The sequence below is a fragment of the Bordetella tumulicola genome (assembly GCF_965138755.1).
GTDB classification, from domain to species: domain Bacteria; phylum Pseudomonadota; class Gammaproteobacteria; order Burkholderiales; family Burkholderiaceae_B; genus Bordetella_A; species Bordetella_A tumulicola.
In genome coordinates, this window is sequence record NZ_CBCSFP010000018.1 from 32,659 (window position 1) to 59,073 (window position 26,415).

Sequence of the window (26,415 nt, forward strand, 5' to 3'; positions counted from 1 at the left end):
GGCTGTTGCTATAAATGTTGCGCTAGTGCAACGTATTCTGTTAATAAATTTGCATCATGCAACGGTGTGCTCGAGGCCGTTCTGAACCGATACAAACGGCGTCCTCATTGGTGGTACCGGCGATTTCGGGGTGTCTCTATATCGCTTACCCCTGTTTTTGGAAGACAGATCGCCAAATTCGTGGTTAATCCCTATTGCCTCAGGAAAGATACTTCGTTTGTACATGCGTCGTCCGGCACCGCTTACGGCATAGACGGGTCGCGCATGCCCTTTCCTGTCACATCGCTTTAGGAAATCATGATGAAAAAAACGCTACTAGCCGTTGCGCTAGCTGCCGGCTTCGCAGGCGTGGCCCAAGCCGAAACCTCGGTCACGCTGTATGGCCTGATTGATGCAGGTCTTGGTTACAACCAAGTCAAGGGTGCTAATGGCGACAAAGCCAGCCGTATCGGCGCTGTGGACGGCGTGAATAGCGGTTCGCGTTTCGGTCTGCGCGGCTCGGAAGACCTGGGTGATGGCCTGAAGGCTGTGTTCACGTTGGAAGGCGGTTTTTCGCCCAACAACGGTAACTCTTCGCAAAGTGGCCGTCTGTTTGGTCGTCAAGCTACGGTCGGTTTGCAAAGCGACAGCTGGGGTCAACTCGATTTCGGTCGTCAAACCAACTTGGCTTCGAAATATTTCTCCGGCATCGATCCCTCGGGCATCAGCTACGACCAAGCCACTATGGGTACGTCGTTCAGCTCGGCCAACACGGTCCGTCTGGACAACTTGGTCTTGTACCAAACCCCCTCGTTCTCGGGTTTCAAGTTCGGCGTTGGTTATTCGTTCAATGCTGATGATAATTCCAGCAGCGTCGATAACCCCGGCGGCGGCTTCCGTACCAACGAAAACAACCGTGTGCTGACCGTTGGTGGTCGCTATCAGAATGGCCCGCTGGATGTGGCCCTGTCGTACGACAACTTCCGTCCGGACAGCAGCCGTACCAAAGGTCAATACGATACCGACAACGTCCAAGCGTACATCCTTGGTGCTGCTTACGACTTCGAAGTCGTCAAAATCTCGGCCGCTTTCGGTCAAACGTTTGACGGCTGGTTCGTTGGCACGAGCATTGATGGCTTGAGCGACGTCGGTGGCACGGGTACGGGCAGCTGGCAGTTGGCTGACGGCTCGCGCGTTAACTCGTACCTGTTGGGTATCAGCGCTCCGATCGGCGGTGCCAGCAACATCTGGGCCTCCTGGCAGCGCGCTGACGTCAACAACAGCCGTCTGACGGGCGACGACGCCACGAGCAACACGTTCAGCCTGGGTTACACCTATGACCTGAGCAAGCGTACCAACCTGTACGCGATGGGTTCGTACGGCGACAACTGGGCATTCCAAGAAGACCAGCGCAGCACCGCTGTGGCTGTCGGCTTGCGTCACCGGTTCTAAGGCCGTCGCACGTTCCGGCGTGGGTTGACGAATGCATGGTTCTCTCCGTTCCATCGAGTGACAACTAACCCCGCGAAGGTTTTGCGCCGGGCGTGCACGTGCCCTAGATAGGAGGGGCCTCTTCGGAGGCCCCTCCGCTTTTGTGCGGTATCGCTTGGTGGCAAACACCTGATTGATGCTGTCCTGTTGTCGCGCCCGGCGACGATGACGCGATCGCCGTCTTGGTGGCGCTAGCCTGACAATGCGTCAATTATTTCACTTGGCGCAATAAAGAAATGTCCAGAGAGATCATTCCTCTGGAGGACATTCGGTTTCACACTGGTGACACGGATCGGGAATTAACCCGGCCCGATAACCCCAACCAGGAACCGGGCAATGAAGATTTATCACCATCCTTTGTCGGGTCATTCTCATCGAGTGGTCCTTTTCGCATCGCTGCTTGGCCTGCAGAGCGACCTGATTGAAGTCGACCTCAAGGCGGGCGCACACAAAAAGCCCGAGTTTCTTGCCCTGAATCCCTTTGGCCAAGTGCCGGTGCTGGACGACGACGGTGTTGTCATCGTGGATTCAAACGCCATCCTTGTTTACCTCGCCAAGAGGACGGGGCGAAGCGAGTGGCTACCGGACGACGCGCGCGGCGCGGCTACCGTCCAGCGCTGGCTGTCCGTGGCCGCCGGCGAGCTCGCGTATGGCCCGGCAGCCGCTCGGTTGATCACCGTGTTTGGCGCCGCCTATAACGCCGAAGAAGTCATTGGGCGCGCGCATATCCTGCTCAATAAACTGGAACACCATCTGACAACCCGCGATTGGTTAGCCGCCGATCATCCAACCATCGCTGACGCTGCGATCTATAGCTACGTCGCTCGCGCGCCCGAGGGAAATGTTGATCTGTCCGCGTACACCGCCGTCAAGCGCTTTCTTGGCCGCGTTGAAGCATTGCCCGGCTTTGTCCCTTTCGTCCAAACCCCGGCAGGGCTCGCGGCTAACGCGTGATAGCGGCCAAAGGGCGTGTGCGTACACCGGCAGCGATGTGAGCCACAAAGGGACGGAAATGACCGTGAAACAGAAGCAGTTTCCCATCTGGCATGAGGGCGAGAAATTCATCCAGGAAAAGGTCGGTGTGGCCGAACGAATGGAAGCGGTCGGCCAACGTGTTGTGCGGGACTTCATGCCCGACCAGCATCGTGCCTTCTACGCGCAACTTCCGTTCATCGTGCTGGGCAGCGTTGATTCTGAGGGGAATGCTTGGGCAACGTTTCTTGAAGGCAGGCCGGGTTTTATGTCTTCATCCACGCCAACGACGCTCGACATTGCCGCGCGTCCGAGTCCTGCGGACCCCGCGGGGCGTGGGATGATCGAAGGAGCCTCAGTTGGCCTACTGGGCATCGAGATGCACACGCGTCGACGCAACCGCATGAATGGTGTTCTCTCGAATATTGACCTAGGGTTGCGGGTCGAGGTCGATCAAAGCTTTGGCAACTGCCCTCGGTACATACAGCTGCGTGATTTCAGTTTCGATCGAGATCCGAACGGCTCCTTTGCAGGGCAGGTCGAGGCACTCGCGGCGATGGATCCAGCGGCTCGCGAGTTGATCGAGCGCGCCGACGCATTTTTCGTTGCCTCCTACGCCGATCGTGAAGATCGCCGCCAAGTCGACGTCTCCCACCGCGGCGGAAAAGCGGGCTTTGTTCGCGTGGCCGGCGACGGTACGCTCACGATTCCGGATTTCGACGGTAATCTGTTCTTCTCCACGCTTGGCAACATTTTTCTGAATGGTCAAGCAGGGCTTCTCTTTGTCGATTTCGAGACCGGCGACATGCTGCAGATGACGGGCGACGCTGAAGTTGTCTTTGATTCGCCCGAAATCGCGGTGTTTCAAGGCGCCGAGCGGCTCTGGACATTTCGAGCGCGCAAGATGGTTCGCAGACTCGGCGGCCTGGCCCTGCGCTGGGCGTTCCAGGATGGCGGTTGGTCTGATAGTTCGCTCATGACGGGCGACTGGCTGCAGGCGGACGACCGGTTGCGTGCCGCCGAGTTGGCAACGCGTTGGCGGGCGCTGACGATATCCCGGATCGTCCAAGAAAGCGAGTCCATCCGATCTTTTCATCTGGAACCGAACGATGGCGCGGGGCTGTTGCCACATGCCGCAGGTCAACACTTGCCCATCCGGGTTCGGCTGCCTGGTGCAGATAAGTCCATCATTCGTACCTATACGCTGTCGGTCGCCCCCTCTGATGGCCGCTACCGGATCAGTGTCAAGCGTGATGGCCTGGTGTCCCAATACCTCCATGATCAGTTACGTGAAGGCGATATGATCGAAGCGCGCGTACCGGCCGGAAATTTCACGCTGGATACGCTGGCGATGCGTCCCGTGGTGCTGATAGCCGGCGGTGTCGGTATAACGCCCCTGCTTGCGATGCTGCGCCATATTGTCTACGAGGGGCTACGTAAGCAGCGCACCCGGCCCACCACGCTCGTTTATGCCTCGCGATCAAAGCAGGAGCGTGCCTTTGACCAGGAGCTGGCAGAGCTCATCGCTGCCGGGCAAGGCGCAGTAAAACTGGTCCGGGTGCTTAGCGACACCCGTGGTGCCCAGGATGGCGTTGATTATGATGCCTCCGGTCGCATTGATATGCCGCTCCTTGGCCGTTTCCTGGCCTTCGGCGACTACGAGTTCTACCTATGCGGCCCACCGCCATTTACGCAGGCGATCTACGACGGACTGCGGAGCTACGGCATCGCCGACGAAAGAGTCCATGCCGAAGCGTTTGGACCGGCGTCGTTAACGCGCACACGTGACCACGTTGCAACGCCTCCTGCCCGATTGTCGCCATCGATCAAGCCTGTGTCGGTTGCATTCATGAACTCGCTGAAGGAGGCGCGCTGGATGCCCGATTCCGGCACGCTCCTGGAGCTAGCTGAAGCCCGTGGCCTTGAACCCGAATTCAGTTGTCGCGAAGGGAGTTGCGGGACCTGTCGCACGCAGCTCATCAAGGGTACAGTGACCTATATTAAGGAGCCCGTTGCCAGCGTTGGTAAGGATGAGGTTCTCATTTGCTGTGCCGTACCGGCACAACAGGAAAAGGACGATGAGGATCGAATCCAGCTCGCACTTTGACAGACTTCCGTTTACGTATTTGACACATGATGCGACTAGGGAGGTTGCTGCTCGTCGCCATCCCTCCGTGTCCTTTCATACTCAAGGAGTTTTCCAATGTCCCGTCCCCCGCTCCCTCCGTTCACTGAACAGACGGCCGTAGAGAAAGTGCGCCTTGCCGAAGACGGCTGGAACAGTCGCGACCCTGCCAAGGTCGCGCTGGCCTATACCGTGGATACCCATTGGCGAAACCGAGTGGAGTTCGTCACGAACCGTGTTCAAGCCGAAGCCTTCCTCACCCGTAAATGGAGCCAGGAGCTGGACTATCGTCTGATCAAAGAGCTCTGGGCGTTCAAGGACAATCGCATCGCCGTCCGCTACGCCTATGAATATCACAACGATAGCGGTCAATGGTTTCGCGCCTATGGCAACGAGAATTGGGAGTTCGCCGAAGATGGCCTGATGCGGGTGCGCCACGCCAGCATTAACGAACACCCGATCGCCGAGACCGAGCGTCAGTTCCGCTGGCCGCTCGGACGTCGACCAGACGATCTCCCGGTCTGAGCGATTTCGGCTTCTAAGAGACTGACACCCTATTTACCGAACCGCCACCCGCTTTGATGCTTGATACGGGTTCGGGACGGCGCGCGCGCCGCTTCGCCGGCTCGCAGAAGGCAAGTCGCCGCTGTCCCGATTACTATGTCGACACACGCCGACAGTCCATCCGAGAATGGCGCCGGAGACTCTCATGCAAATCCATTAGTGCAAGAGCAAGGACAAAGAAATGGATCGTTGGCAGGCGATGCGAATTTTTGTGAAGGTCGCCGAGACCGAGAGCTTCGCTAAAGCTGCTCGCCAGATGCACATGAGTGCGCCCGCGGTTACACGGACGGTGGCCGCGCTGGAGGAACTGATTGGAGCGCGTCTATTCGTGCGCACCACCCGGTCAGTCAAGACCACCGAAGCGGGCGGTCGCTATTTGGATGATTGTCGCCGGATCCTGAATGACATTGCGCAGGCGGAGTCGGCCGCGGCCGGCCACTACGCCGAGCCATCTGGAACGCTGACTCTCACGGCCTCTGCTTTGTTTGGCCAGATGTACGTACTGCCCATCGTGACGGAATATCTTGATGCATACCCGGGCATGTACGCGAGGACTTTCTTTGTCGACCGCCTCGTTAACATCGTGGAAGAAGGCATGGACCTTGCCATCCGAATAGGTCATCTGCCGGATTCGGGTTTTACTGCTATCCAGGTCGGCTCCATTCGCCGCGTTATCTGCGCGTCGCCAGAATACTTGAAAACCCGTGGCATACCCACCACGCCTGCGGATCTCAAGCATCACCGCATTGTGGCTTCCCATAGTGCCTGGATATCTCCGGAATGGCATTTTGCACATGGGCAACGCGTCATTATCGATCCCGTCCTGCAATGCAATACCAACGAAGCTGCGATTGCCACCGCCAAAGCGGGCTGGGGCCTGACCAGAGTGCTGCACTATCAGGTCGGGCCCGCCTTGCATGATGGCACACTGCAGATTGTGCTTAGCGACTTTGAAGAGCCCCCGTTACCTGTGCACGTGCTGTATCCAGAGGGCCGGCAGGCTCCCGCGAAAGTGAGAGCCTTTGTGGACTTGGCGGTGCCACGACTGCGAGAGAATCCGCTTTTTAACTGACCATTCAAGCCGACGGTAATGGGAATGAGGACAGCAGTTTCAGTGGGGCGGTCTACAGGAACAGCTTGTACGCGGGATTGTCGGTTTCGTTCCAGTTCGGATAGCCTAGTTCTGCCACAAAGGTCTTGAACTGTTTTTTATCCGACGGTGGCACCTGGATGCCGATCAGGATGCGACCGTAGTCGGCGCCCTGGTTGCGATAGTGGAACAGGCTGATGTTCCAGTCGGGATTCATGGCATTCAGAAAGCGCATCAGGGCGCCCGGGCGCTCGGGGAACTCAAAGCGGTACAGCAGTTCGTTTTGGGCCAAGGTCGAACGGCCACCCACCATGTGGCGCAAGTGGGTTTTGGCCATTTCATCATGCGTCAAGTCTAGCGTGTCGAAACCATGGCGTCGGAAATTGGCCGCGATCTTGTCGGACTCGGCCGGCGAGCTGATTTGTACGCCGACGAAAACATGGGCGCGCTGGGCGTCGGAAATGCGGTAGTTGAACTCGGTGACGTTGCGGTGCCCCAATAGCTCGCAGAAGCGGCGGAAACTGCCGCGCTGCTCGGGCATGGTGACGGCGAAGACGGCCTCACGCATTTCACCGACCTCGGCCCGCTCGGCCACGAAACGCAGGCGGTCGAAATTCATATTGGCGCCACAGGCGATGGCGACGAGCGTCTTGTCTTTTAGCTTGTGCTGGGCCGCGTATTGCTTGGCTCCCGCCACGGCCATGGCGCCGGCGGGTTCCAGTACGCTACGCGTGTCCTGGAACACATCTTTGATAGCCGCGCAGATCGCGTCGGTATCGACCACCACGAAATCGTCCACATACTTGCGCGTGAGGCGGAAGGTCTCGGCGCCCACCATTTTGACGGCGGTGCCGTCGGAGAACAGGCCGACGTCGTTCAGTTGGACGCGCCGCCCGGCGCGCACGCTGCGCAACATGGCGTCGGAGTCTTCGGTTTGTACGCCGATGATTTTGATCTCGGGGCGCAGTTCCTTGACATAGGCCGCGATGCCCGACACCAGCCCGCCGCCGCCAATGGCCACGAAGATGGCGTCGATCGGGCCGGGATGCTGGCGCAAGATCTCCATGCCGACGGTTCCCTGGCCGGCGATGACATCAGGATCGTCAAAGGGATGGACGAAGGTCAGTTTTTCTTTCTTTTCCAGCGCTACTGCGTGCGTGTAGGCATCTGAAAAGCTTTCGCCCGCCAGCACGACCTCGCCGCCCAGGCTGCGTACTGCGTCGATCTTGACCTGCGGGCTGGTGGTGGGCATGACAATGACAGCCCGGCAGCCGAGTCGGCGTGCCGCTAGTGCGACCCCCTGGGCATGATTGCCCGCCGATGCTGCGATCACACCGCGATTGCGGGCGGCGGGCTGCAGGTTGGCCATCTTGTTGTACGCGCCGCGCAGCTTGAAACTGAATACGGCTTGAGTATCTTCACGCTTGAGCAAAATCGTGTTCGAAATTCGCTGGGATAACTGGGTGGCAGGTTCTAGCGGGGATTCGACAGCGACGTCGTAGACCTTGGAGGTCAGGATGCGTTTGAGATAATCGTCAGACATGGAGGCGTAACAGGCCGGGAGGGAAAAAAAGCACGGGCCAGATTACCACAGCCTTCTGCCACCATCGGGCAAGCCGGGCTACACTGCCCGCCATCCTGCTTGTTCGTGGAATCATGGAACAAAGTCTTCTGAGTGCCGTGCACTGGTTGCTGGCCGTACTGGCGCTGCCTAAGATCGGCCTGCCGGCGATTTTCCTGATCAGCCTGATCTCTGCGACGCTGCTGCCCCTGGGGTCCGAGCCGGCGGTATTTGGCTTTGTGAAGCTGGCGCCGGATATGTTCTGGCCCGCGGTCCTGGTGGCCACGGCGGGCAATACCGTCGGAGGCGCGATCAGCTACGCCATGGGGCGAGGCGCTCACCGGGCCGTGGAGGATTGGCGTGAAAAACATCCCCATGCCGAATCGCCGCGCGACGCGCTGGCCAAGGAAGGCAGCATGAGCGGCCGTTGGCACCGATATGCGCACGATTGGCTGTACCGTATGGGGCCTCCCGCTTTGCTGCTGTCGTGGCTGCCTGCCGTAGGCGACCCGTTGTGCGCCGTGGCGGGCTGGCTGCGCTTGGCCTTTTGGCCCAGCGTGCTGTACATGGCCATTGGCAAATTTGCCCGTTATGCGGTCATGACGGCCGGGTTGCTGTGGTTTTTCCCCCAGACGCCGTAGGCGAACGACAAGACCGAAAGGCATTTTTCGCGCAATGTCATAAAATGACTCTTTAAGGGCCTATCCCCGTCTTTTCATGAACGCCCCCCTCGCTAGCCAAATCTTATCTGCGGCGATCCCGCCGGCAGCAACTTCGCGTTTGCGCGAAATTCCGTACAACTACACGTCATTCTCCGATCGTGAGATTGTCGGTCGTTTGCTGGGCGAAGACGCCTGGCAATGGTTGAGCGACCTGCGCGGTGAGCGGCGTACCGGCCGGTCCGCGCGCATGTTGTACGAGGTGCTGGGCGATATCTGGGTGGTGCGTCGCAACCCTTATCTGCAAGACGATCTGCTCGATAACCCCAAACGACGCAAGCAGTTGATCGAGGCCCTGCATCACCGCCTGGGCGAGATCGACAAGCGTCGCGAACCGGGCTCGCCCCCCGAGGCGGGCCATGATCCGCTGCGCGACACCAAGGTCGTCGACTTGTTGGCGCGGGCGCGCTCGGCGGTGGCGGCATTCGAAAGCGAGTTCGATCAAACGCAGCACATGCGTAAGCAGGCCCAGAAAGTCCTGGGCCGCATCACGGCCCGCGACAACATCAAGTTCGATGGCCTGTCGCGTGTGTCTCATGTGACGGACGCGACGGACTGGCGGGTGGATTATCCCTTTGTGGTGTTGACGCCGGATAGTGAATCCGAAATCGCCGCCATGGTGCGTGCGTGCATCGAACTGGGACTGACTATTGTGCCGCGCGGGGGTGGCACGGGTTATACCGGCGGCGCAATCCCGCTGACCTGGAAGTCCGCCGTTATCAATACCGAGAAATTCGACACCCTGGGGGCGGTCGAGTCCTGTATGTTGCCGGGCCGTACCGAGCCGTGCGCGGTGATCGATGCCGGTGCAGGGGTGGTTACCAAGCGCGTGTCCGAGGCCGCCGAGCAGGCGGGCTTTGTGTTTGCCGTCGATCCGACCTCGGCCGAGGCCTCTTGTGTGGGCGGCAATATCGCCATGAACGCAGGCGGCAAGAAAGCCGTGCTATGGGGTACCGCACTGGACAACCTGGCGTGGTGGCGCATGGTGGATCCCGACGGCAACTGGCTTGAGGTCACCCGTCTGGAACACAACCTGGGCAAGATCCATGACGTCCCCGTCGCGCGCTTTGAGCTCAAGTGGTTCGACGGTACCGGCAAGCCCGGTGAAAAGCTGCTCAAGACGGAGCAGCTCGATATCGCCGGCGGCGTGTTCCGCAAGACGGGCCTGGGCAAAGACGTCACCGACAAGTTCCTGGCGGGTCTGCCTGGCGTCCAAAAAGAAGGCTGTGATGGCCTGATTACGTCGGCCCGCTGGGTGCTGCACCGTATGCCGCGTCATACGCGTACGGTCTGTATGGAATTCTTCGGCCAGGCGCGAGATGCGATTCCGTCCATTGTCGAAGTCAAAGGCTATCTCGATGGCGAGGGTCGTGCGCTTGGGGCAATTTTGGCTGGCCTGGAGCATCTGGACGAGCGGTATCTGCGTGCGGTGGGCTACGCCACCAAGAGCAAGCGCGGCACGCTGCCCAAGATGGTGCTGATCGGCGACATCGTCGGTGACGACGAGAACGCTGTGGCGATTGCCGCCAGCGAGGTCGTACGCCTGGCCAACACGCGCCATGGCGAGGGCTTTGTCGCGGTCAGTGCCGAGGCGCGTAAAAAATTCTGGCTGGATCGTTCTCGTACCGCGGCGATTGCACGACACACCAACGCCTTCAAGATCAACGAAGACGTCGTGATTCCGCTGCCGCGCATGGGCGAGTACACCGATCACATCGAACGTCTCAACATCGAGCTTTCGACGCGCAACAAGCTGAAGCTGCTCGACGCGCTGGACAAGTACCTGTCCGAGCCCTTGCCCGTGGGCAAGGCCGAAGACGAGGAAGACGAGCTGACCCGCGCCGAAACGCTGGCCGAGCGCACGTTGCAGGCGGTCAAGGTGTTGGCGGCGGTGCGTCAACGCTGGCAATGGCTGCTTGATCATCTCGACCTGCCGCTGCGGCAGGCCCTGCCTGATTTGTCCGGATTGGGTATGACCCCATTGCAGGGTGTGTTGTCCGATCGCGTAGCGACGCAACCCGAGGCACGTATCTTTGATGTGGTGCAGGATCACACGGTGCGGGTGTCCTGGCGCACCGAGGTGCTGGCGCCGCTGAGCACCATTTTTTCAGGGGCCACGGGTACGCACATCGTTGACGAACTCAAGGCCATTCACGCGCGTGTGCTCAAGGGCCGAGTGTTTATCGCCCTGCATATGCACGCCGGCGATGGCAACGTGCACACCAATATCCCGGTTAACTCCGACGACTACGAGATGTTGACCGAGGCGCACCAGGCAGTGGCCCGCATCATGCAGATCGCGCGGGATCTGGATGGGGTGATTTCGGGGGAACACGGCATCGGCCTGACCAAGTACGAGTTTTTGAGCGAAGCCGAACTCGCGCCGTTCCAGGACTACAAGCGGCGTGTCGATCCGCGTGGCCATTTCAACGCAGGCAAGCTGATGCCGGGTGCGGATTTGCGCCATGCCTGGACGCCCAGCTTTGGCCTGATGGGGCACGAATCGCTGATCATGCAGCAAAGCGACATCGGCGCGATCGCCGATTCGGTGAAAGATTGTCTGCGTTGCGGCAAGTGCAAGCCCGTGTGTGCCACGCATGTGCCGCGCGCCAATTTGCTGTATTCGCCGCGTAACAAGATCCTGGCGACGTCGTTGCTGGTCGAGGCCTTCCTCTACGAAGAGCAGACTCGCCGCGGCGTCAGTCTCAAGCACTGGGAAGAGTTCGAAGACGTGGCCGACCACTGTACGGTGTGCCACAAGTGCTACAACCCCTGTCCGGTGGATATCGACTTCGGCGACGTATCGATGAACATGCGTGCGCTGTTGCGCCGCATGGGTCGCAAGTCATTTAACCCCGGTACTTCGGCGGCCATGTTTTTCTTGAACGCTAAAGACCCGGCCACCATCAACGCCACGCGCAAGGCGATGGTGGGCGTGGGCTACAAAGCCCAGCGCCTGGCCCATGATGTCTTGTCGTCCTTTGCTCGCAAGCAAACCGCACAGCCGCCCGCCACGGTGGGCAAGCCGCCGCTGCGCGAGCAGGTCGTGCACTTCATCAATAAAAAGATGCCCGGTGGGCTGCCCAAGCAAAGCGCGCGCAAACTGCTGGATATCGAAGACGCCAATTACGTGCCGATCATTCGTGATCCCAAGCACACGTCGGCGGATACCGAAGCCGTGTTTTATTTCCCGGGCTGCGGATCCGAACGCCTGTTCTCGCAGGTCGGCCTCGCGACGCAGGCGATGCTATGGCACGCGGGTGTACAAACCGTCTTGCCGCCAGGTTATCTGTGCTGCGGATATCCGCAACGCGGCAATGGCATGAATGACAAGGCCGAGCAGATCATCACGGATAACCGCGTGCTGTTCCATCGTGTCGCCAACACGTTGAACTATCTGGATATCAAGACCGTCGTGGTTAGTTGTGGGACTTGTTACGACCAGCTTGCCGGGTACGAATTCGACAAAATTTTCCCGGGCTGCCGCCTGATCGATATTCACGAATATCTGCTGGAAAAAGGCATCAAGCTGGACGGAGCCAAGGGCGTGCGCTACATGTACCACGACCCCTGCCATACGCCCATGAAGCTGCAGGATCCGATGAAGACGGTGCGTTCGCTCGTGGGCGACAGTACGGTGAAAACGGATCGCTGCTGTGGCGAGTCGGGGACGTTGGCGGTGAGCCGGCCCGATGTGTCGACCCAAGTGCGATTCCGCAAGCAAGAGGAACTGCTCAAGGGCCAGGAGGCACTACGCAAGGATGGCAATACCGACGACATCAAAGTGCTGACGTCGTGCCCGTCCTGCTTGCAGGGATTGTCACGCTATGAGGGCGATACGGCGATGCAGGCGGATTACATCGTGGTCGAGATGGCGCGCCATATCCTGGGCGAGCAATGGATGCAAGAATACGTGCAGCGCGCGAATGCGGGCGGGATTGAGCGGGTGCTGGTGTAACGCGTTTACGCGTTACACCTAATGGGAGAGGGCTTTTGAGCGCGCGGCGCTTAAAAGCCCGTGACTGCGCTCATCACGACATTGTCCGTACGTCGATCCCTGCCTGGCCGAGTGCATCGCGCAATGTTTGCGCAAAAACTAGGGCGCCGGGCTGATCGCCATGAATGCAGAGCGTGTCGGCCTGAACGGGTACGTCGCGGCCGTTGACCGAACGCACGAGGCGTTCCTGAACCATGCGCAGGACCTGGGCGACCGCCGTGTCCACACCTTCGATCATGGCGCCTGGCTGGCTGCGGGGAGTGAGCGAGCCGTCGTCCTGATAAGAGCGATCGGCAAACACCTCGCTAGCCGCCTTCAGGCCCAGATCCTGGGCGGCCTGGATGAGGTGGCTGCCCGCCAGGCCATAGAGCACGAGATTGGCATCGACATCCCGGACTGCGCGGCAAATGGCTTGTGACAAGGCGGCGTCTTTGGCGGCCATGTTATAGAGGGCACCGTGGGCCTTGACGTGATGCAATCGCGTGCCTTGCGTGGCGGCGACGGCAGCGAGCGCGCCGACTTGATAGACCACCATGTCGTAGGCTTCCTGGGGCGTGATCTGCATCACGCGCCGCCCAAAGCCCACCAGATCGGGCAGACTGGGGTGCGCGCCGATCGCGACGTTGTTCGAGATGGCCGCGGCGACCGTTTTGCGCATGGTCGAGGGATCACCGCCATGAAACCCACAGGCCACGTTCGCCGAGCTGACAAATTGCAAGATGGCGTCGTCGTTGCCCATGTGCCAGGCGCCATAGCTTTCGCCCATGTCGCAGTTCAGGTCAATGACAAGATGGGGCGTGGTGGTCATGATGGCGTTCCTGTGAGGATGCAGATGAGAGTGGCGTCAGGCCTGTAGCGCGGTTCGCAGCGAGGCGAGCGCGTCCTGTAATTGTAGAAAAGCGGCTTCGCGCTCGCCGTCGAGCCGCTGGGCGTCATCGAGCTCGGTAAGTTCAAAGCGTACTGTCGCTCCGGGCCCACGTTGTGCCAGCCAGGGCAGGTCTACGGTAATGACTTGCGCGATTTTGGGATATCCGCCGGTGCTTTGGCGATCGGCCATCAGGATGATGGCCTCGCCGCCAGATGGCACCTGGATGGTCCCATAGCTGGCCGCCTCGGACAGAATCTGACGCGGCGTCGTCATCGACAGGGCAGGGCCCTCGAGACGGTAGCCCATGCGGTCTGATTGGACGCTGATGCGGAATGCGCTGCTCAGCAGATCGTGGTGGGATGCTGCGGTGAATTCGTCCCAATGAACGCCGGGCAATAGACGCAGATGACTGCGTGCCCGGGCCACGACTGCGCTGGGCAGGTAGACGCGGATCTGCCACAAGGCCTGGGCCAGATCCGTCAAGGTGTCGGAGGCCGCCGTCAGCGTCGTGTGCAGGCCGATGGTATCGCCCTTGGCGAGCGCTCGGCCGGCATGTCCACCAAAGGCGCCGCGGACATAAGTGCTGGTGCTTTGCAGCACGGGGGTGAGCGCGTAGCCACCGTGGACGGCCAGGTAGGTACGCACGCCGGTATCGGGTGCAGCCGATCCAAAGGCCAGTACGTCGCCCGCACGGGCGATCAGCGGACGATAAGCGGAAACGGGGGCGTCATTGATCGTCGGTTGCAAGTCGGCCCCCGCAATCGCGAAACAGGCCGGTGCCTCAAACCGCAGCGTCGGGCCGACCAGGGTCATTTCCAGCGTGGCGTGATCGGTGTCATTGCCCGCCAGCAGGTTGGCCAGACGATGCGAGCACATGTCCATGGCACCGCAGACGGGCACACCTAAATGCTGATGGCCGGCGCGACCCATATCCTGAAAGGTAGAAAGCAGGCCGGGCTTCAGGACGGTCAGGCTCATGCTTTGGCCTCCCGCAGTCGGAGGAACTCGGCGCGGTCGATCGGCACAAAATGCACGCGATCACCGGGTTGCAACAGTGTGGAGGGCGTACGCGCAGGATCAAACAACGACAAGGGCGTGGCACCGATGATGTTCCAGCCGCCGGGTGAGCGACTGGGATACAGTACGCTTTGGCGATTGGCGACGGCAACGGATCCCGCCGGGACGGCAGTACGTGGCGAGGCTCGCCGGGGAATATTCAATCGTTCGTCGTGGACTCCGATATAAGGGGCGCCCGGTGCGAATCCCAGCATGAACACCAGACTGCCGGGGCGCGTGTGCAGTGCAATGATCTCATCGGTGGACGTGTCGGCGTGACGGGCGACTTCGTCCAGATCCGGGCCATACTCGCCGCCATAGCAAACGGGGATATCGACGTCCCGCCCGGTTTGCGCATCGGGCGCGATGCCTTGCGACAAAATTCCCTCGATCTGGTTGACCAACGCTGTGTAGCGTGGGCCGTGCCGACCGTTGGGCTGATAATGCACGGCTAGCGCGATGAACGACGGCACCAGATCCGTGACCCCGGGCAACCTGGCCTGGCTCAGCAGGCTGGCTGCGGCCAGGCATAATCGACCCGTCGCGGCGTCGATCTGGTCGCCAAAATAAATCATCAGGCAGCGATCGCCTTGCGGCACGATGCGCCAGGCGGTTGAACTGGGTATCAGCGAGGACTCGTTCACCAGGGCAACCGCCTCCAGACGGGATTATTTCGCAAACAGCGAATCCAGGTTCTTGAACGATTTGAATTCTAGAGCATTGCCCGACGGATCCAGGAAGAACATGGTGGCTTGCTCGCCAACCTCGCCCTTGAAGCGCACATAGGGCTCAATGACAAATTTGGTGCCGGCAGCGATCAGCTTCTTGGACAGCGTTTCCCAGTCTTGCATGGGCAGCACGGCGCCATAGTGGCGCACTGGCACATCGTGCGAATCCACCGAGCTGGTCGACTTGTGGCCGCACTCGTCGGGCGACAGGTGCGCAACGATTTGGTGGCCATAGAAGTTAAAGTCTACCCATTCGTCCGAACTACGGCCCTCGGGACAGCCCAATAATTCACCATAAAACGCGCGGGCTTCGGCGATATCGCGCACGGGGAATGCCAAGTGAAAGGGCGGCAGAATGGCGGGTGTGCTCATACAGAACTCCAAGTCAATAAGCGTAAAAAAAGTAGGGGAAGGTGTCGACATCCTGATGCCGGAACAAACGGCTATGTCGATAGCGACACAATGAGAGATAGTTTAGCAATTGTTTTTTTGATCGAAAAACGATATTTATTTGTCCTGAGCATCAAAAAAATCGATAGTATGGGGTCATCATGATCCGAGAGTTCAAAACCTTTATTGCCGTCGCACGCGATGGCACCTTTACCGGCGCTGGCCGCCAACTGGGCCTGACCCAATCCGCCGTCAGCGCGCAAATGCGCCGGCTCGAAGACTATCTGGGTGTGACCTTGTTCGAGCGCACAGGCAAATCGGCCGTGCTGAACGCCGCAGGCCGCGACATGCTGCCTCAGGCCGAAGAACTGGTGGCCATGGCAGAGCGCATGGCTACCTCCGCGGGTGCCGGACACATCAGCGGTCTACTGCGAGTGGGAGCCATCGCGTCGGTCCAGCAGCATCTGCTCGTCGATGCCCTCAAGGATTTTCGGGAAACGTTTCCTGACGTGCGGGTGCGCGTCATTCCCGGCGTTTCTCTGTCGCTATTGGGCCAAGTCGACGCCGGCGAAATAGACATGGCCGTCATGCTGCGTCCGCCCTTTGCCTTGCCCCCCGAACTGACCTGGCGTCTCATTCTGCAAGAGCCCCTCGTCTTGGCGGCACCCGCAGATCTGCCCGCGCAATCCTGGCGTGATCATCTCACCAGGCAACCATTCATCCGTTACGACCGCTCCTCGTTCGGCGGCCGCCTCGTCGATATGTTCCTGAAAAAACACCGTATCACCGTACGCGAGGCCATAGAACTCGACGAAATGGACGCGATCGCCAACCTCGTCCGCCGCGGTCTGGGTGTGGCGCTGCTGCCTCGCACTCGCCACCTCGACTCACAAGGCCTGCACCTCCAGGACCTGGGGCCTGCTGCCTTCAACCGGGAGGTGGGTGTCGTTGCCCCGGCCGCTCAAGACCCCAACTCGCTTGCGGCTCAGCTAAGCCACTGCCTGGCTTTGCGCCGCTACACTAGATCGCACCGCACCGTAATGGGATGATTGCGCAACTTCTCTAGTACGAGATCATTGACTTCCCCATCCACATCGGTAATCACGTAGCCCACTTGGCCACGCGTCTGCAGACTTTGGCTGAGAATATTCAGGCCCTGTTCCGCCAGCAGATTATCCAGCGCGCCTAACGCGCCCGGCGCATTGCGGTGAACGTGCAGGATGCGCGTCTCGCCCGTCGGCTCCTGGTAGGGCAATTCGGGAAAATTCACCGCGCCCTTCGTCGTGCCCGCTTGCAAGAAGCGCACGAGCTTCTCCGCCACCTCGCGGCCGATGTTTTCCTGTGACTCCTGCGTACTGCCTCCGATGTGCGGGGTCAGCAAAACATTCGGCAGGCCGATCAGTGGGCTTGCCAGCGGTTCGTTCGGCCCCTTGGGCTCCGTCGGGAAAACATCGAGTGCCGCCCCCGCCAAATGGCCCGACGTCAATGCCGTGTGCAGCGCGTCGATGTCGACCACTGTGCCGCGCGACGCGTTGATCAGGATCGCGCCGGGCTTCATCTGGGCCAGCGTATCGGCATTTATCAAGTTTTCCGTGCTCTTGCCGCCCGGCACATGCAGCGTTACCACGTCGGCTTGCTTGAGCAGGTCGGCGAGCGAATTCGCCGCGCGTGCATTGCCCAGCGGCAGCTTGCCTTCTACATCATGAAAGACCACGCGCATACCCAGGCCTTCGGCCAATGTGCTGATCTGCGACCCGATATTGCCGTAGCCGATGATGCCCAGCGTCTTGCCACGGGCTTCGAATGCGCCATTGGCTGATTTATCCCAATGCCCGAGATGGACCCTGGCATTTTTTTCGGGAATGCGGCGCAGCAAGAGGATCGCTTCGCCCAATACCAATTCGGCCACCGAGCGGGTATTGGAAAATGGCGCATTAAAGACCGGAATGCCCCGTTGCATGGCGTGATTCAGATCGACCTGATTGGTGCCGATGCAAAAGCAGCCCACCAGCCGCAGGTCGGTGGCTGCGGCCAGGGCCTGCTCATCGATGTGACTGCGGGAACGAATACCCGCGACGTGCACACCGCGCAGCGCCTCACGCAACTCGGCTGGCGGCAGCGCCGTCGCATGCGTGACAATGTCGGTGTAGCCCGCCGCGGCAAAGACTTCGCGGGCGCTAGGATGGATATTCTCGAACAGGACGATCTTGGTCATGGATGCGGCAGTGGGAAAATGCGGAAGGAATCAATGAAAAGCGTTCATTGATTGTGACCTAGTTTCCCGTTTCAGGTGCGAGAGCCCATTAGATCGGTAAGGCGATAGGGCGCAATGCAAGGACGCGCCGCGAGCTCAGGCGGCCACCACGCGCTCGGCGGAGAAATGCAGGGCGAACGTGCTGCCGCGGCTGGGTTCGCTGGTGATCAGCAACTCGGCATCGTGGCGGATCGCGATGTGCTTGGTGATGGCCAGCCCCAGTCCCGTACCGCCCGCTGCACGCGAACGACCCCGATCTACTCGGTAAAAGCGCTCGGTCAGGCGGGGGATATGCAGCGCGGAGATGCCTATGCCGGTGTCCTGCACGCTATAGCGGGCCCCGCCATCGGACTCGCTATACCAGCGTACCGTAATCTTGCCGCCGTCGGGTGTATAGCGCACGGCGTTCGTTAACAGGTTCGACATGGCCGATGCCAGCTCGGTTTCGGCGCCCAGGATGTCAAGGGTTTCGTCGATGTCCCACGAGAAGGTATGCCGGCCAGCCGACAGCGCCTCGATCTGCTGGCGTGCCGTTTGCAGCAGCGCAGGGACGTTGACGGCGCGGGGATCGGATCCGGGAGAGGACTCCAGTGTAGAGAGCGCCAGCAAGTCTTCGACGATCGCCTGCATGCGTTGCGCCTGTTCGAACATCATGGCCTGGTATTGGGCACGCTGCGCATCATCCAGCGCATCCACGGGCATATCGCGCAGTGTTTCCAGAAAGCCCGTCAGCACCGTCAACGGCGTGCGTAGCTCGTGCGAGACGTTGGCCACAAAATCGCGTCGCGTGGTTTCGAGTTTTTCGATTTGCGTGACATCGCGCGTGATCAGCAGCCGGCGGTTGCTGGCGTAGGCGGCCAAATGCATCATCATGACGCGCTCTTGGCCGCCATGCGCCAGGCGCACCAAAATAGGATCGGGCCAGTCGTCCAGATGGGCGTACGCGACAAACTCTGGTGCTCGTAGCAGGTTCAGTAGATTTTGGCCGCGATCAGCGGGTAAATTCAGCGACAGGTGATGGCGCGCGACGCGATTGCACCATTCAATCTGAAAGTCTTCGTTCAGTGTGACGACACCATCAGGCAGGGCTTGAGCGGCCGACAGCATGCTTTGCATGGCGGCACGCGCCTCGGCCAGATCGCGGGCCCGGGCGCGCGTGTAGCGATACAGCGGCGCCAGGATGTCATCCCAGGGGCCAACCGCGGCGGGGGGCGAGGTGTCTGGATGATTGGCCCAGTGGGATACCAGGCGCAGTCGCCAGCTGCGCCAAAACAGCATGAATGTCACGGCGGTGCAAAATACGATCCAGCCTGCCGGATCGCCAATTATCCATTGCACGAGCAACGCCAGGATCGCCCAGAGGGCGACGAGAAAGAAAGTGCGCAGCCAAATCATCGTGGCACAGTTTTACCGTGCCGGAATCTGTGCCGTAAAGCGATATCCGCTGCCACGCACCGTTTCCACGTGGGAGTCATGGCCCGAGGGCTCCAGGGCCTTGCGCAGACGCCGGATGTGCACATCCACCGTCCGTTCCTCGACGAAGACATGATCGCCCCATACTTGATCCAGCAATTGCGAGCGCGAGAACACACGTTCCGGGTGGGTCATGAAGAAATGCAGCAGGCGGAACTCGGTGGGGCCGATCGATAACGATTGCTCATTTCCGGACAGGCGGTGCGTTACCGGGTCGAGTTTCAGGCCGCTGACATCGATGATGTCGTCCGTCAGTTGGGGCGCACGGCGGCGCAAGACCGCCTTGATGCGCGCCATCAACTCTTTGGGCGAGAACGGCTTGGTGATGTAGTCGTCGGCGCCGGCTTCCAGTCCGTCGACCTTGTCCTGCTCAGCCCCCTTGGCCGTCAGCATGATGACGGGGACGGCACGAGTGCGTTCGCTATCGCGTAGCTTGCGCGCCAGGGCCAGGCCGGATGTGCCGGGCAGCATCCAGTCCAGCAGAATCAGATCGGGGAGCTCAGCGCGGATCAGGGTTTGCGCCTGATCCGCGTCGAACGCGCGCAAGACCTTATGGCCGGCAAACGAGAGGTTGACGGCAATCAGTTCTTGAATGGCGGGTTCGTCTTCGACGACAAGAATAGTGCTGGACATGGGCAGTAATCAGGAAGGCTGATGAGCGCATAGTAGGCGCGAACATTGCGATACTATGGCCAAATTATTACAGGTATGTGACCAATGCCTTTTTTGCCAGGACTTTCGCAACGGTTCTGAGCCCCGATCGGCTACCATTGCGTCATACACCGGGCCCTCACTATGCAACAAAACCCTGATTCTTCTTCTGATTCGGCCAGCACCCATTTCGGCTTTCAATCGGTTCCCGAAAGCGAAAAAGCGCGCAAGGTCGCCGAAGTCTTCCATTCCGTGGCCTCGCGCTATGACGTCATGAACGATCTGATGTCGGGCGGCCTGCATCGCATCTGGAAGGCTTTTACCATTGGCCGTGCGGCCATTCGCCCCGGCATGAAAGTGCTGGATATCGCGGGTGGCACTGGTGATCTGGCCCGCGCCTTTGCACGTCGCGCCGGTCCGACGGGCGAGGTCTGGCTGACTGATATCAACGACTCGATGTTGCGGGTCGGGCGCGATCGTCTGACCGATGCGGGCCTGTTGTTGCCCACGGCGGTGTGCGACGCTGAAAAATTACCGTTTCCTTCCGGTTATTTTGACCGGGTGAGCGTGGCGTTTGGTCTACGCAACATGACGCACAAAGACCAGGCGTTGGCGGAAATGACGCGGGTGCTCAAGCCAGGTGGCAAATTGCTGGTGCTCGAGTTCTCACGCGTGGCGCGCCCACTGGCGCCGGTGTACGACTGGTATTCCTTTAATGTGCTGCCCTGGCTGGGCAAAAAAGTCGCCAGCGACGAAGCCAGTTACCGTTACCTGGCCGAATCCATCCGCATGCATCCCGACCAGGACACCCTGGCCGACATGATGCGCAAGGCGGGCCTCGAGCGGGTGCAGTACTTCAATCTGACGGCCGGCGTGGCGGCACTGCACGAAGGTGTGCGTCTGGCTTGAACGTCGGCAGGGCGCGCCTTGGTACCATTGCCGGCCTGCCCCGCACAATGAAGGCCCCGATGGGGATTGCTCGCCTCACGAGGCATCGGCCTGATCCCCCAGGGCGTCGCGCGAGGAACTTGCCGTTCCCGGGCTTGTCTATTATTCTTTGGGTATTCAGCTTTCCGTAAGAAAGCTTTTAACAAAAAGCCAGCAACCTAGCGGGGGGCTGGTAGCGGCGTCTTCCAGGGCACCGCCATATGTCAGGAGTCACACGATATGTCCCGATCCGGAATTACCCGGTTTTTCGCTGCAGCGCTGATCGCCGTCGCGGGTACCGCGATGCTTGCGGTGTCGTTTGACGCCGAGGCGCGTCGCATGGGCGGCGGCAGCAGCTTTGGCCGTCAATCCACCAACATCACGCAGCAGCGCCAGGCCACGACGCCGTCGACCACGTCGACCACGACCAACCGCAGTGCCGCACCGACGGCTGCCGCGGCGGGTACAGCGGCGGCGGGCACCGCGGCCAAGAGCGGCATGTCCCGCTGGCTGGGTCCGATCGCCGGTATCGCAGCGGGTCTGGGTATTGCCGCTCTGCTGTCTCACCTGGGCTTGTCGGGCGCGTTTGCCGAGTTCCTGTCCAGCATGCTGCTGATCGGGCTGGTTGTCTTCGCCATCTTGTTTATCGTCCGCCGCCTGCGCGGTGCGGGCGCGCGTCCGGCCATGCAAGGCGCTTTTGGCGGCAACAATGCCGCCCGCCAGGACCATGCCGGCCAGAGCCAGCAACCCATGTGGCGCGAATCGCAGTCGCAGTCGCCGGCAGCCGTGCCCGCCGCCGCGGTGGCACCTTCGGCCCCGGCCTCGGCATCGGCTGAATCGCCTGCCGCGGGCGATAACGATAACTGGTATATCCCAGGTGATTTCGATACCACCGCGTTCCTGAAAAACGCCAAGGCCCAGTTTGTGGCTATCCAGGGCATCTGGGATAGTGGCGAGACGGATCGTCTGCGCGAATACCTGACCGACGATCTGATCGCCGAGCTCAAGCAGCAATTGACCGAGCGTGGCGCGGCGCCGAACAAAACCGAGGTCGTTTTGCTCAACGCCGAAATGCTGGGCATCGAGACGGTGTCCGACGGTCACCTGGCCAGCGTGCGCTTTTCCGGCATGCTGCGTGAGGCCCCGGGTACTGAAGCCTTCCGCTTCGAAGAAGTCTGGAACCTCTACAAGCCTCAGCAAGGCGGGTGGCTGTTGGCCGGTATTCAGCAGATTCCTGTCGAATACGCCAGCTGATCACGGTGGGCCATGGGATCTGAAGCACGGATCCCGTCGGATTCCCCCCAATCCAAAGAGGGCGTCGTCAGTGAGGCGCCCTTTTTTTGCCGCCGGGCCGCCCCAAGGCAAAACCCCCCTTGGGGGGCAGCAAGCCAAAGGCGCAGCGTTGGGGGCCTTTTTTTGCCGCCGGGCCGCCCCAAGGCAAAACCCCCCTTGGGGGGCAGCAAGCCAAAGGCGCAGCATGCGGGGCTTTTCATTTCTGCGGGCCGACACGGCGCGTTTTCAGGGGCTCATGCCCTGAACCGGTAAACTCCGGATATCTTCGTTTTTTTGACGGGGGCTGCTAGTGCAGGCTCGTCTCGCATCAATGCTGCCTTTTTCCTTACTGCCCACGCCGTCGCGGTTGGCTGTCCGTGCGCTCAACGCCTTGCTGTCGCGTGAGGACTGGGCGCGCGAACGCTTGGCGCGTCATGCGGGTAAAACCGTACGTTTTGCCGTGGGCGGTTTCGTGACGGGCCTGGCGATCAATAGCGAGGGCTACGCCGATCAGGCCGACGCCGCCGTGGTGCCGGATGTGACCCTGACCGTGGACCCCGCCAAGTTCAACCCGCTGGGCCTGCTGCCCGGCCAGACGCGGCCGGATATGGCCGAGGCGACCCATATCGAGGGCGATGCCGCCCTGGCGCGTGTCGTGTCCGATCTGGCAGAAAACCTGCGCTGGGATCCGGAGGACGACCTGTCTCGGTTCGTGGGCGATATTCCCGCCGCGCGCCTGATGGCCGGGGCCCGGGCTGCCAGCCAGGGCGCGCGCACCGCTGCATCCAATCTGACCCGAAATGTGTCAGAGTACCTGGCCGAAGAGCGGGGTGTGCTCGTCGGCGCGCCCTTGTTGGCCCAATGGCGTCAGGATCTGGCTGACATGACCCAACGTCGCGACGAGATCGCCCGCGGGGCAGCGGCACTGGAAGCACGTTTGGCCCGTCTGGCCGCAAAGCGAGGCGTCTGATCCATGCCCAGCATCTTTCGCGTGCTTCGTATCCTGTGCGTGGCGTTTCGTTTCGGTCTCGATGACTTGGTGTTGTCCAGTCTGAATCACCCGTTGGCGAGCGCGTTGCGGTGGTTGCTGAGATTGGGGGGGCAGCCCAAAGCGCCGCGCGGCTTGCGTTTGCGACGCGCCCTCGAGTCCCTGGGTCCGATTTTTGTGAAGTTCGGCCAGGTGCTATCGACGCGCCGCGACCTGATTCCAGCCGATATTGCTGACGAGCTCGCGCATTTGCAGGACCGCGTCGCACCATTTCCGTCGGCGCAGGCGGCGGCGTGCATTGAGACCGCGCTTGGGGCGCCGCCCTCGCAGTTGTTCGCACAGTTCGATGTCGATCCGGTGGCCTCTGCGTCGATTGCCCAAGTCCACTTCGCCGTGCTGCACGACGGCCGCGAGGTCGCCGTGAAAGTCCTGCGTCCCGGAATGCGCAAAGCGATCGAGCGCGATTTGTCCTTGCTGCATATTGTGGCGCGCATTGTCGAGCGCGCCGGCGCCGATGGCCGCCGCCTCAAGCCACGCGAAGTCGTGGCGGAGTTTGACAATTACCTGCACGATGAGCTCGATCTCGTGCGCGAGGCTTCTAATTGCAGCCAGTTGCGCCGCAATTTCGATGCGCAATCCGGGCGCGGTGATTTGCTGATCGTCCCCGAGGTGATCTGGGAGTTCACGACCGCGACGGTGTTCACCATGCAGCGGATGTATGGCATACCGGTGGGACAGATCGATCGTTTGCGTGCGGCTGGCATCGACATCGCCAAGCTGGCGCGCAGTGGTGTGGATATTTTCTTTACCCAGGTGTTTTCCGACGGTTTTTTCCATGCCGACATGCACCCGGGTAACATCTACGTCTCTGATCAGCCCGAATCTCTGGGACGCTATATCGCCCTGGATTTCGGTATCGTCGGATCGCTGTCGGAGTTTGACAAGAACTACCTCGCGCAGAACTTTCTGGCATTTTTTCACCGCGATTATCGTCGCGTGGCACAATTGCACATTGAGTCTGGCTGGGTGCCTGCCGACACACGCGAAGAGGAGCTCGAAGGCGCCGTGCGTGCCGTCTGCGAGCCGTACTTCGACCGGCCGTTGTCTGAGATCTCGCTGGGGCAAGTCCTGCTCCGCTTATTTCAGACGTCTCGACGCTTTAATGTCGAAATTCAGCCACAATTGGTGTTGTTGCAAAAAACCTTGCTGAATGTCGAAGGGCTCGGTCGTCAACTGGATCCGAACCTCGATCTCTGGAAGACTGCCAAGCCCTACCTGGAAAACTGGATGCGACGACGCATGGGCCTGCAAGGTCTGCGCCAGTCGCTGGAAAAAGAAGCTACGCAATGGTCGCAGACGCTGCCATCCTTGCCGCGCTTGATGTACGAGAGACTGAATCGCCCGGATACGGCGCCACAGTTACTAGAAGAAATGACCCGCCTGCGTTATGCGCAAGAGCAGGGTAATCGCCTACTCATTGCCTTGACGGCAGTGCTGGCGGTCGCAGTGGGGGTTGCCTTGTGGGCGCTGACTCGCTGATTAGCCGTACTTGGATGTCATGAATCTGTCATATTTCTGTCATGATAGATTCGCATCCAAAGGCGATAAATACACTTGCGTCATGAAATGCGAGTGTTCGCTCCGTGATTGCACGGGACTACTGAACTGCTAGCGTCCCACGCGGGATCAATAAGGGCCAAATCATGCTTTATCCTGAACTTTTCAAGACCATGGAAGCCGTGCGCTGGAACATGGCGAGCGATATTCCCTGGGATCAGTTCGACCGCAGCAAGCTGTCGGACGAACAAGCCTATACCATCAAAATGAACGCCATCACGGAATGGGCGGCGTTACCTGCAACGGAAATGTTTTTGCGCGATAACCGCGGCGACAGCGATTTTTGCGCGTTTATGTCGGTCTGGTTTTTCGAAGAGCAAAAGCATTCGCTGGTGTTGATGGAGTATCTGCGCCGTTTCTACCCGGAGCTGGTACCCACCGAGGAAGAACTGCACAAGATCCGTTTCGAGTTTGATCCGGCACCGGAGCTCGATACGCTGATGTTGCACTTCTGCGGCGAAATTCGCCTGAATCACTGGTATCGGCGTGCCGCGGAATGGCACACTGAACCCGTCATCAGGGAAATCTACCGCACCATTTCGCGCGACGAGGCCCGCCATGCTGGTGCCTATTTGCAATACATGCGTCGTGCCCTGCACGACCGTGGCGAGCAAACCAGCGCGCAGGCACGTTTGGCGTTTTCGAAGATCGGTGTGCTGATGGCCTCGGCCGGCCGCACGTCGCAGGCTATGCACCCAACCAATTTGCACGTGAACAAGGGCCTGTTTCCCAATGACACGATCCAGTCGCGTCTGCCGGAGCCAGGCTGGCTGGAAAACTGGCTGGATACGCAGATCCGTTTCGATGGCGTCTGGGAGGACAAAGTCGCCTCGCGCATCCTCCACATCCTGTCCAAGCTGATGGACCGCACTTTCGATTCGGTGAAAGACCTGAGCCGCTACCGCAAAGAGGTCTCCAACATGATCTCGGCCAATGCAAAATCAGACCTGATCCTGCCCGTTGGCGCCTGATCACAAGGGCCGAGCACCATCGGGCCTCTCTCGTCGTCCCTGAGGCGGCAGCGTACAATCTTCGTATGTCTGCCGCCCGTTTCGAATCCAAAGTCCTGTCCCGCGAGGCCTGCGCCGCCGCACTCGCATTGGGCAAGTTACCCCGGCCGTTGGTCTTTACCAATGGTGTCTTCGACATCCTGCATCGAGGCCACGCCACGTACCTGGACCAGGCCGCCCAACTAGGCGCCACGCTGATCGTAGCGATCAACACCGACGATTCCGTACGTCGCCTGGGCAAAGGCAGCGATCGCCCCCTGAACCGCCAAGAAGACCGCGCCGCCCTGCTAGCCGCCCTGGCGTGCGTAAGCATCGTCACCACCTTTGACGAAGACACACCTGTCGAAATCATCGGCGAGCTGCGCCCCGATCTCATCGTCAAGGGCGGTGACTACGATATGGAAAAGCTCCCCGAAACTGCCCTGGTCAAAACCTGGGGCGGCAGGGCATTGGCGATTCCATTCGAGTTCGAACGTTCCACTACGTCGCTCGTGAAGAAAATTCGCGGGGATTGAGGGCTAGCTGTTCGGTGGCGGGTGGTTGAGTTCTTGAGGCGCCGTTGCAGGGCGAGCGTCGCGGGTCGGTCCCGCCCAGCCTGATCGAAATGGCTCGGGCGCGCCAGGAGGCGCCCTCGGTCCCCTGCGGGGACTGCCCATTTCTCAAACAGGCCGGGCGGGACCGAC

Annotated in this window: 21 protein-coding genes and 1 pseudogene; 14 read left to right on the forward strand and 8 right to left on the reverse strand. The window is 60.4% G+C overall.

The features are described from left to right. The first annotated feature begins 300 nt into the window (after nt 1–300). The 5 genes and pseudogenes from ACNAZS_RS25850 (at nt 301) to ACNAZS_RS25870 (ending at nt 6,203) form a co-directional block, all read left to right on the forward strand. Entirely contained in the window at nt 301–1,431 is a 1,131-nt protein-coding gene (locus ACNAZS_RS25850) for a porin (protein WP_415793463.1), read from the forward strand. Between the two features lie 375 nt (nt 1,432–1,806). Further along, entirely contained in the window at nt 1,807–2,424 is a 618-nt protein-coding gene (locus tag ACNAZS_RS25855) for a glutathione S-transferase family protein (protein ID WP_415793439.1), read from the forward strand. Nucleotides 2,425–2,482: 58 nt separating this feature from the next. Then, complete coding sequence (locus tag ACNAZS_RS25860; protein ID WP_415793440.1) at nt 2,483–4,549, forward strand: FAD-binding oxidoreductase; 2,067 nt, start codon at nt 2,483–2,485, stop codon at nt 4,547–4,549. A gap of 96 nt (nt 4,550–4,645) precedes the next feature. Then, nucleotides 4,646–5,109 (forward strand): annotated as a pseudogene (locus tag ACNAZS_RS25865) (nuclear transport factor 2 family protein). A 203-nt stretch (nt 5,110–5,312) separates the two neighbouring features. Then, nucleotides 5,313–6,203 carry a LysR family transcriptional regulator gene (locus ACNAZS_RS25870; RefSeq protein WP_415793441.1) on the forward strand — a complete coding sequence of 297 codons (891 nt, stop codon included), beginning with the start codon at nt 5,313–5,315 and terminating at the stop codon, nt 6,201–6,203. Nucleotides 6,204–6,255: 52 nt separating this feature from the next. Here ACNAZS_RS25870 and ilvA read toward each other — a convergent pair whose 3' ends face one another. Further along, nucleotides 6,256–7,764, reverse strand: a complete 1,509-nt coding sequence (gene ilvA / locus ACNAZS_RS25875) for a threonine ammonia-lyase, biosynthetic (protein ID WP_415793442.1) — start codon at nt 7,762–7,764, stop codon at nt 6,256–6,258. A 113-nt stretch (nt 7,765–7,877) separates the two neighbouring features. Here ilvA and ACNAZS_RS25880 point away from each other — a divergent pair, with 113 nt between their 5' ends. Together ACNAZS_RS25880 and ACNAZS_RS25885 are read left to right on the forward strand one after the other, a co-directional pair. Then, a complete protein-coding gene (locus ACNAZS_RS25880) occupies nt 7,878–8,423 on the forward strand; it encodes a YqaA family protein (RefSeq protein WP_415793443.1) in 546 nt (181 codons plus the stop codon). Nucleotides 8,424–8,499: 76 nt separating this feature from the next. Further along, nucleotides 8,500–12,459 carry a DUF3683 domain-containing protein gene (locus tag ACNAZS_RS25885; protein ID WP_415793444.1) on the forward strand — a complete coding sequence of 1,320 codons (3,960 nt, stop codon included), beginning with the start codon at nt 8,500–8,502 and terminating at the stop codon, nt 12,457–12,459. A 73-nt stretch (nt 12,460–12,532) separates the two neighbouring features. Here ACNAZS_RS25885 and ACNAZS_RS25890 read toward each other — a convergent pair whose 3' ends face one another. Genes ACNAZS_RS25890 through ACNAZS_RS25905 form a run of 4 tightly spaced genes read right to left on the reverse strand, consistent with a single transcriptional unit; the run spans nt 12,533 to nt 15,522 of the window. Beyond that, a complete protein-coding gene (locus tag ACNAZS_RS25890) occupies nt 12,533–13,306 on the reverse strand; it encodes a LamB/YcsF family protein (protein WP_415793445.1) in 774 nt (257 codons plus the stop codon). 36 nt (nt 13,307–13,342) lie between these two features. Then, on the reverse strand, nt 13,343–14,344 hold the full coding sequence (locus ACNAZS_RS25895; RefSeq protein WP_415793446.1) for a 5-oxoprolinase subunit C family protein: 1,002 nt from the start codon (nt 14,342–14,344) through the stop codon (nt 13,343–13,345). Next, nucleotides 14,341–15,066, reverse strand: coding sequence for a 5-oxoprolinase subunit PxpB (gene pxpB, locus ACNAZS_RS25900; protein ID WP_415793447.1), 726 nt, complete (start codon nt 15,064–15,066; stop codon nt 14,341–14,343). The genes ACNAZS_RS25895 and pxpB overlap by 4 nt, the downstream gene beginning before the upstream one ends. A 24-nt stretch (nt 15,067–15,090) precedes the next feature. After that, complete coding sequence (locus tag ACNAZS_RS25905) at nt 15,091–15,522, reverse strand: VOC family protein (protein WP_415793448.1); 432 nt, start codon at nt 15,520–15,522, stop codon at nt 15,091–15,093. Between the two features lie 179 nt (nt 15,523–15,701). Here ACNAZS_RS25905 and ACNAZS_RS25910 point away from each other — a divergent pair, with 179 nt between their 5' ends. Next, entirely contained in the window at nt 15,702–16,589 is an 888-nt protein-coding gene (locus ACNAZS_RS25910) for a LysR family transcriptional regulator (protein WP_415793449.1), read from the forward strand. On the opposite strand, the gene serA is transcribed toward ACNAZS_RS25910, so the two are convergent. The 3 genes from serA to phoB all read right to left on the reverse strand — a co-directional run bounded on the left by serA (nt 16,556) and on the right by phoB (nt 19,900). Further along, the gene (gene serA, locus ACNAZS_RS25915) at nt 16,556–17,755 is read right to left on the reverse strand and encodes a phosphoglycerate dehydrogenase (RefSeq protein WP_415793451.1); all 1,200 of its coding nucleotides are present in this window, start codon (nt 17,753–17,755) and stop codon (nt 16,556–16,558) included. The genes ACNAZS_RS25910 and serA overlap by 34 nt on opposite strands. Nucleotides 17,756–17,890: 135 nt before the next feature. Next, nucleotides 17,891–19,189, reverse strand: a complete 1,299-nt coding sequence (phoR, locus tag ACNAZS_RS25920; protein WP_415793452.1) for a phosphate regulon sensor histidine kinase PhoR — start codon at nt 19,187–19,189, stop codon at nt 17,891–17,893. 12 nt (nt 19,190–19,201) lie between these two features. Next, nucleotides 19,202–19,900, reverse strand: coding sequence for a phosphate regulon transcriptional regulator PhoB (gene phoB, locus ACNAZS_RS25925; protein WP_415793453.1), 699 nt, complete (start codon nt 19,898–19,900; stop codon nt 19,202–19,204). 162 nt (nt 19,901–20,062) lie between these two features. On the opposite strand from phoB, the gene ubiE reads away from it, so the two are divergent. The 6 genes from ubiE (at nt 20,063) to rfaE2 (ending at nt 26,247) form a co-directional block, all read left to right on the forward strand. After that, entirely contained in the window at nt 20,063–20,827 is a 765-nt protein-coding gene (ubiE, locus tag ACNAZS_RS25930) for a bifunctional demethylmenaquinone methyltransferase/2-methoxy-6-polyprenyl-1,4-benzoquinol methylase UbiE (RefSeq protein WP_415793454.1), read from the forward strand. A 258-nt stretch (nt 20,828–21,085) separates the two neighbouring features. After that, nucleotides 21,086–22,099 (forward strand): Tim44 domain-containing protein, encoded by a 1,014-nt coding sequence (locus tag ACNAZS_RS25935; protein WP_415793455.1) that lies wholly within the window; start codon nt 21,086–21,088, stop codon nt 22,097–22,099. A 349-nt stretch (nt 22,100–22,448) separates the two neighbouring features. Continuing rightward, nucleotides 22,449–23,087, forward strand: a complete 639-nt coding sequence (locus tag ACNAZS_RS25940; protein ID WP_415793456.1) for a ubiquinone biosynthesis accessory factor UbiJ — start codon at nt 22,449–22,451, stop codon at nt 23,085–23,087. A gap of 3 nt (nt 23,088–23,090) precedes the next feature. Further along, nucleotides 23,091–24,644, forward strand: coding sequence for a ubiquinone biosynthesis regulatory protein kinase UbiB (ubiB, locus tag ACNAZS_RS25945; RefSeq protein ID WP_415793457.1), 1,554 nt, complete (start codon nt 23,091–23,093; stop codon nt 24,642–24,644). A gap of 164 nt (nt 24,645–24,808) precedes the next feature. Then, nucleotides 24,809–25,693 carry a ferritin-like domain-containing protein gene (locus tag ACNAZS_RS25950; RefSeq protein ID WP_415793458.1) on the forward strand — a complete coding sequence of 295 codons (885 nt, stop codon included), beginning with the start codon at nt 24,809–24,811 and terminating at the stop codon, nt 25,691–25,693. 65 nt (nt 25,694–25,758) lie between these two features. Beyond that, on the forward strand, nt 25,759–26,247 hold the full coding sequence (gene rfaE2 / locus ACNAZS_RS25955) for a D-glycero-beta-D-manno-heptose 1-phosphate adenylyltransferase (RefSeq protein WP_415793459.1): 489 nt from the start codon (nt 25,759–25,761) through the stop codon (nt 26,245–26,247). Nucleotides 26,248–26,415: the final 168 nt, after the last annotated feature.